Source organism: uncultured Catenibacterium sp., from assembly GCF_900540665.1.
Taxonomy (GTDB): domain Bacteria; phylum Bacillota_I; class Bacilli_A; order Erysipelotrichales; family Coprobacillaceae; genus Catenibacterium.
Genome location: NZ_UQGV01000096.1, coordinates 1 through 6121 on the forward strand (window position 1 = coordinate 1; position 6121 = coordinate 6121).

Annotated in this window: 8 protein-coding genes and 1 pseudogene; 7 read left to right on the forward strand and 2 right to left on the reverse strand. The window is 33.2% G+C overall.

The features are described 5' to 3' along the window. Positions 1-75: 75 nt before the first annotated feature. Together rlmH and QZQ55_RS10180 are read right to left on the reverse strand one after the other, a co-directional pair. Positions 76-555: a 23S rRNA (pseudouridine(1915)-N(3))-methyltransferase RlmH gene (rlmH, locus tag QZQ55_RS10175; protein WP_295093012.1), complete on the reverse strand. Its 480-nt coding sequence runs from the start codon at positions 553-555 to the stop codon at positions 76-78. After that, a complete protein-coding gene (locus QZQ55_RS10180; RefSeq protein WP_295093014.1) occupies positions 545-1297 on the reverse strand; it encodes an MBL fold metallo-hydrolase in 753 nt (250 codons plus the stop codon). The genes rlmH and QZQ55_RS10180 overlap by 11 nt, the downstream gene beginning before the upstream one ends. A gap of 112 nt (positions 1298-1409) precedes the next feature. On the opposite strand from QZQ55_RS10180, the gene QZQ55_RS10185 reads away from it, so the two are divergent. The 7 genes and pseudogenes from QZQ55_RS10185 to QZQ55_RS10215 all read left to right on the forward strand — a co-directional run. Next, positions 1410-1988 carry an AAA family ATPase gene (locus QZQ55_RS10185; RefSeq protein WP_295093016.1) on the forward strand — a complete coding sequence of 193 codons (579 nt, stop codon included), beginning with the start codon at positions 1410-1412 and terminating at the stop codon, positions 1986-1988. 97 nt (positions 1989-2085) lie between these two features. Continuing rightward, positions 2086-2571 (forward strand): peptidylprolyl isomerase, encoded by a 486-nt coding sequence (locus QZQ55_RS10190; protein ID WP_022425969.1) that lies wholly within the window; start codon positions 2086-2088, stop codon positions 2569-2571. 227 nt (positions 2572-2798) lie between these two features. Next, a complete protein-coding gene (locus QZQ55_RS10195) occupies positions 2799-3422 on the forward strand; it encodes a GyrI-like domain-containing protein (RefSeq protein ID WP_295093018.1) in 624 nt (207 codons plus the stop codon). Positions 3423-3448: 26 nt separating this feature from the next. Continuing rightward, positions 3449-4195, forward strand: coding sequence for an exodeoxyribonuclease III (locus tag QZQ55_RS10200; protein ID WP_295093020.1), 747 nt, complete (start codon positions 3449-3451; stop codon positions 4193-4195). Between the two features lies 1 nt (position 4196). Continuing rightward, positions 4197-4739 carry a phosphodiesterase gene (gene yfcE, locus QZQ55_RS10205; protein WP_295093022.1) on the forward strand — a complete coding sequence of 181 codons (543 nt, stop codon included), beginning with the start codon at positions 4197-4199 and terminating at the stop codon, positions 4737-4739. 58 nt (positions 4740-4797) lie between these two features. Continuing rightward, on the forward strand, positions 4798-5502 hold the full coding sequence (locus tag QZQ55_RS10210) for a GntR family transcriptional regulator (protein WP_295093024.1): 705 nt from the start codon (positions 4798-4800) through the stop codon (positions 5500-5502). Positions 5503-5795: 293 nt separating this feature from the next. Next, positions 5796-6121: pseudogene (locus QZQ55_RS10215) on the forward strand (PTS sugar transporter subunit IIC); the annotation flags it as partial.

Consider the following 6121-nt stretch of genomic DNA (forward strand, 5'->3'; position numbering starts at 1 on the left):
CCCTTTACAAGTGGAAACCCCCAATAATTTAAAGCGAGTTTTCTATTGACCCCCCTTAAAAATTAAAGGTTCCATCTATTTATGATATGTTTCATTCTTCATAATCTTAAATGCACGATAAATCTGTTCTACAAGAATCAGACGCATTAATTGATGAGGGAAAGTCATTGGTGAAAAAGATAATTTAAAATCAGCTCGAGTAAGAACATCCTCTCCGTGACCCAAAGATCCACCAATCACAAAATCAATAGTAGAATAACCATCAATCATCTTCTTCTCAATATATTGACTAAAAGACACTGAATCCATCTCACGTGAAGCAACATCTAACAAAATCATAAAATCATTCTGTTTCACATGATCAAGAATCTTTCTTCCTTCCTTACTTTTCACAAGTGTCTCTTCTGCAAGTGAAGGGTTATTAGGTATCTTTTCATCAGGTACTTCGATCATATCAACATGGGCATAAGCACCAAGTCTTTTAACATACTCTTGTACACCATCTCTTAAATATTTTTTTTTTAACTTACCTACAGTAATAATCTTAATGTTCATATCTTCCTCCTGAAACAACTGATGATTGACTTGCTGCTTTGATCTTCCCTTGATCAAATGTCATCTTTTCTTCATCAAATATAGAATAATAAGTCTCCAATGCCTTTTCTTTCGTATTGGCATCCTGTGATAAATGGGCCAGTACAATCTCTTTCGTATTCTCACCAATCACATCACACATTAAATGAGCACTGTACTCATTATTTAAATGTCCCGTATCGCCCATAATTCTATTCTTTAAAGAAAAAGGACGACGTGTAGCCATCAACATCCCTATATCATGATTAGACTCTATAATATAATAATTCAAGTTGTGAATAAGTTCTTTATTCTTCTGTGACACATATCCTGTATCTGTCATATAAAGAAGTGTTTCATTACCTTTGAATATAAATCCAATAGGATTAGTCGCATCATGCGAAACACGTAATACATAAACTTCTATATCACCAAAAGTATAACTTGTATAAGGAATAAGTTCATGATCCTCATCTAGATCCTCAATATTACCTTTTGCGGTATATACCATCTCTTTATCAAATATATGTATATTCTTATTATGATCTGTATGATCATGGGTTAATAAGACATAATCTATATCATTTATTGTATATCCAATCTCTTTGAGTCGATAGACAAGCTGTTTCTTAGAGATACCACAATCTATTAATATGCCTGTTGTTTTTTCTACAATAAATGTGCTGTTTCCTTTAGAACCACTTGCTAAAACATGGTATTCCATAATCCACCTCTTTCCCATGCATTATAGCACATCTCTTTATTTACAATAAAGTTTCTTACATATTCTTTTGGACTTGTGATAAAATAAACTTATAGAAGGAGGAATTTGTCTTATGCCTAAAATTATTACAATCGCAAGAGAATATGGTTCTGGAGGACGTATCATAGCACAGAAAGTCGCAGATCTTTTAGGACTTGTTTATTACGATAACCAGATTATTGATTTAGCTGCACAGGAATTGGGATTTGATATTGAAACAATCAGGAAAGCAGCTCAGGAAAAGAGTTCAGGATTCCTATATGGAATGGCTGGAGGCACTTTCCAGATGCCTTTAAATGATCAGGTTTTCGCAACACAATCTAAAATCATTCGTCATCTTGCAAGTAACGATTCATGTATCATAGTAAATGGATGTGCTGATTATATTCTTGAAGATTATGATCAAGTATTAAGAGTCTTTGTTCATGCACCTCTTGAGTCACGTATTAAAAGAGTAGAAGAAGAATACAAAGAAGAACATGAAAATACCAAGAAGTATGTTATTTCAAGAGATAAGAAGAGATCTAACTACTATAATTACTACACAACTAATAAATGGGGTCAGTTAAAGAATTTTGATTTAACTATTAATAGTGATTATGGTTTAGATGAAGCAGCAGAAATTATTGCGGAAATGTATAAGAAATTATAATACTAAGGCTGTAATAGGTGATCTATTGCAGCTTTATCCTATTAGAGATAGAAAAAATATGCTAGAATAAAGAGAAATCAAATAAAGGAGAATAATCATGGAAAAAATCTTATTTGAAATTGAAATGCAGGATGGCAATGTAATGAAGGGTGAATTATATCCTGAAGTAGCACCTATCACTGTAGAAAACTTTGTTAACTTAATTAAAAATAACTTCTTTGATGGATTAATCTTCCATCGTGTTATCCCAGGGTTCATGATCCAGGGTGGTGGATATGATACTGATATGAAAGAACATCCAGCAGCATCTATCAAAGGTGAATTCGCATCTAATGGTGTAACTAATAATCTTAAGCATACAAGAGGTGTTTTATCAATGGCAAGAACAATGGTTAAGGACTCTGCTTCTTCTCAGTTCTTTATTATGCATGCTGATGCACCACATCTAGATGGAGATTATGCTGCTTTTGGTTTAATCACTGAAGGATTAGAAGAAGTAGACAAGATTGCGAATGTTAAAAGATCACCTTGGAATGATATGCCTAATGAACCACAGGTTATCAAGACAATGAAATTATTATAAAAAAACTGTTGCGAAATATTGAAATCTTGATACAATATAGTACTGACAGTAAATCTAGGCTATTCTTTGTGAATAGCTTTTTTTGTTGTCAGTTACGAATCAATGCCCAAAAGTATATTAATGAAATTGACACATTATCAAGACATTCTTTAGAAATAATACTAAATTAGTAGTAATTTCATCTGAATTTTTGTATAATGTTTACGTTTAAGAAAGGAGGCACCGTAATGAAGGAAGGTATACGTAAAGAGTATAAGAAACAATATGATGCGTCAACAAAGAAGATTGATATCGTTGATGTCCCAGAATTCAATTTCATCATGCTTGATGGAATCGGTAATCCTGAAGTAGAAGAGTTCCATTTAAAGTCAAAAGCTCTTCGAATCATGTCAGCTGAAATTAGAGAGTATTTTAAACAGGAAAAGAATCTTGTTTACCTTATTTCACCGCTAGAAGGATTATGGGACACATATGATAATTCTAAGTTTGACGTCACTCGTAAGAAGATGATCAAGTTTACATTGATGATGGCACAGCCAAAGCTTCTAGATCCTAATACATTTGAAATTATTAAACAGAAAGCAGCTAACAAAAAGGATAATCCTTATATTGTAGATATATATCTTAAGAGGATGACTGAAGGACATTGCGTACAGATGCTACATAAGGGTGCTTATAATACTGAAATCAATACAACTAAGCAGATCATGGAATTCATCACTATCCAGAATATGCGTTTAGAAGGATTCCATCATGAAATCTACTTAAATGATTATGAAAAGACACCAAGTGAAAAACTGAAAACAATAGTTCGTTATGCGATTGCAGAAGATGGAGAAGGAGCTTTTTAGCTCCTTCTTTTTTTGAGGAGGAAAATATGAAATACGTATCATGGAATGTAAATGGCATTCGTGCCTGTTTAAAGAAAGGATTTTTAGAGAGCTTTAAATCATTGGATGCTGATATTTTTGCTTTGCAGGAAACAAAGGCGCAAAAGGATCAGATTGATTTAGATATTCCTGGTTATACACTTTATACCAATGATGCAATTAAGAAAGGCTATAGTGGAACTGCAGTACTGACTAGAATTAAGCCTTTATCTGTATCTTATGGAATGGGGATAGAGGAACATGATCAGGAAGGAAGAGTTATTACATTAGAGTTTGAAGACTATTACTTTGTAACATGTTATACGCCTAATTCTAAAAAAGAGCTTGCTAGAATCGATTATCGTATGGAATGGGAAGATGCATTCCTTGCCTATCTAGATGGTCTCAATAAGCCTATAATCCTTTGTGGAGACCTCAATGTAGCTCATAATGAAATAGACTTAAAGAATCCTTCATCCAACCATCATAATGCAGGATTCTCTGATCAGGAACGTAGCAAGATGACAGAACTCTTATCACACGGCTATATTGATACATTCAGATATTTATATCCGGATAAACAGGATGCTTATACATGGTGGAGTTATATGTTTAAATCAAGAGAAAGAAATGCTGGATGGAGAATTGACTATTTTATTGTCTCTGAATCATTGAAAGAGAGAATAAAAGAGAGTTTAATATACAGTGATATATTGGGTAGCGATCACTGCCCAATCGGATTGGAGATGGAATAAAATGAAACTAATGATCATATCAGATATTCATGGTTCTTATAATGACCTAGAAAAAGTAATGCATTATTTTGATGAAGAACAGCCTGATCGTTTAATCATCCTAGGAGATATCTTATATCATGGACCTAGAAATGACTTGCCAGAAGGCTATGCTCCTAAAAAGTGTATCCCTCTATTAAATCAGTATAAAGATCAAATTCTTGCAGTAAGAGGAAATTGTGATGCTGAAGTAGACCAGATGGTTTTAGATTTCCCTATGAGAAGTGATTATGCATTATTAAATGTAGATGGACATGACTTCTATATTACTCATGGACATCTTTATAATAAAGACAATATGCCTTATTTAAAGAAGGGTGATGTTTTCCTTTATGGACATTATCATGTTCCTGTATTTGAAGACCATGGTTTCTATACAGTGAATCCAAACTCTATTTCTTTACCAAAACAGGGTGTAAAAAGCTTCTTAGTTTATGAAAATGAAACATTCACACTCTATAATTTAGAACATGAAGAGATTTGGAGTAAAAAAATCACAAAATAGGCAATTATACAGTGAATTCTTTTTAAAAGTATGGTATTTTTAATAAGGAGGTGGTTTTGTGGCAAAGTATAGAGATATCGCTGATACAATTAGAGAGAAGATTAAGTCGGGAGAATATACTGCTGGCCAGAAGCTTCCTTATGAATATTTGTTATGTGTCAACTATCATTGTAATAAAGAAACAATGAAGAAGGCTTTAGAGATTCTTGTAAAAGAAGGCCTTATTATCCGTCGTCGTGGGGCAGGAACATTTGTAAAGGAACTCGATGTTTCTGAACGCAATGAAACAGTGCGTACACGAAGTCTTTCTATGCGTTTTGAAGGACATGATGTCACATCAGATATTAAAGTATTTGAAGTTATACCGAGTGATGAAGTAATTGCGAAAAAATTACAGATTGATGAAGGAGACTTCGTTTATCATATTATTAGAAATAGATCAGTGGATGGAAAACCTTATTGTGTAGAGATTACTTATATTCCGCTTTATCGTTTAGTTAACCTGAAAGCAGATGTATTAAAAGATTCATTATATAAATTTGTAATCAATCAGCTTCACCTAACTATTCAGAGTTGTCATTTAAAGATCACATCTGCTCTGTCTACAATACAAGAGCAGGTATTCTTAGGACTTGCAGAAGGTGAACCTTACATCCAGGAAGAACAGACAACCTATCTCTCAAACGGCTCTGTTTTCGAATTGACATTCAATAGACGTCACTATGCGAACTATGAATTCCAAACAGTAATCGTTGAACAATAAGCAGGAGAACTACATGATGTAGTTCTCTTTTTAAATTGCTTTTTATTTACAAGCATTTAAAATGATACAAGTATTAACATATAAATACATTTATATTTTTATTTTGTGAAAATATTTTTGTGATGCGTATAATAAAAAAAGTGACGATTTCCTCGATATAATTTCAATATTTTAGGTATAAATATACGGTCTTGTCAAATATAAATACCATATTTTTTTCGATGAAACCGTTGACATTGTGCTTTTAAAACAGTATAATCAACTTGTCGAAAAAAATTAAGGGAGGAAAATTTATGGACGCTTTTGCTGATAAGCTAGGACGTATTGGTGCTTGGTGTGGTCAGAACAAGTATCTTAATGCTATTAAGAACGGGTTTCAGAACTTCATGCCAGCTACTATCTCAGGTGCCATTGGTGTACTTTGGACAAACGTTTTAGTAAACGAATCAACAGGTTTAGGTGCTTTATGGCCTCCAATTATGGCTCTTAAAGTTCTTAACCCAATCTTTGCTGCTATGCAGTATGCTACAATCTCATGTATCACTATCGGTGTAACTATGTTAGTTGCTTCTGAAATTGCTGAAGCAAATGGTGAAACAGGACCTTACCCAGCTGTTTT

Bases quoted from the DNA above. Each gene is read 5' to 3' on its own strand.
- QZQ55_RS10200 (WP_295093020.1), top strand. From the start codon at position 3,449: ATGAAATACGTATCATGGAATGTAAATGGCATTCGTGCCTGTTTAAAG.
- QZQ55_RS10180 (WP_295093014.1), bottom strand. From the start codon at position 1,297: ATGGAATACCATGTTTTAGCAAGTGGTTCTAAAGGAAACAGCACATTT.
- QZQ55_RS10190 (WP_022425969.1), top strand. From the start codon at position 2,086: ATGGAAAAAATCTTATTTGAAATTGAAATGCAGGATGGCAATGTAATG.
- QZQ55_RS10185 (WP_295093016.1), top strand. From the start codon at position 1,410: ATGCCTAAAATTATTACAATCGCAAGAGAATATGGTTCTGGAGGACGT.
- QZQ55_RS10195 (WP_295093018.1), top strand. From the start codon at position 2,799: ATGAAGGAAGGTATACGTAAAGAGTATAAGAAACAATATGATGCGTCA.
- rlmH (WP_295093012.1), bottom strand. From the start codon at position 555: ATGAACATTAAGATTATTACTGTAGGTAAGTTAAAAAAAAAATATTTA.
- yfcE (WP_295093022.1), top strand. From the start codon at position 4,197: ATGAAACTAATGATCATATCAGATATTCATGGTTCTTATAATGACCTA.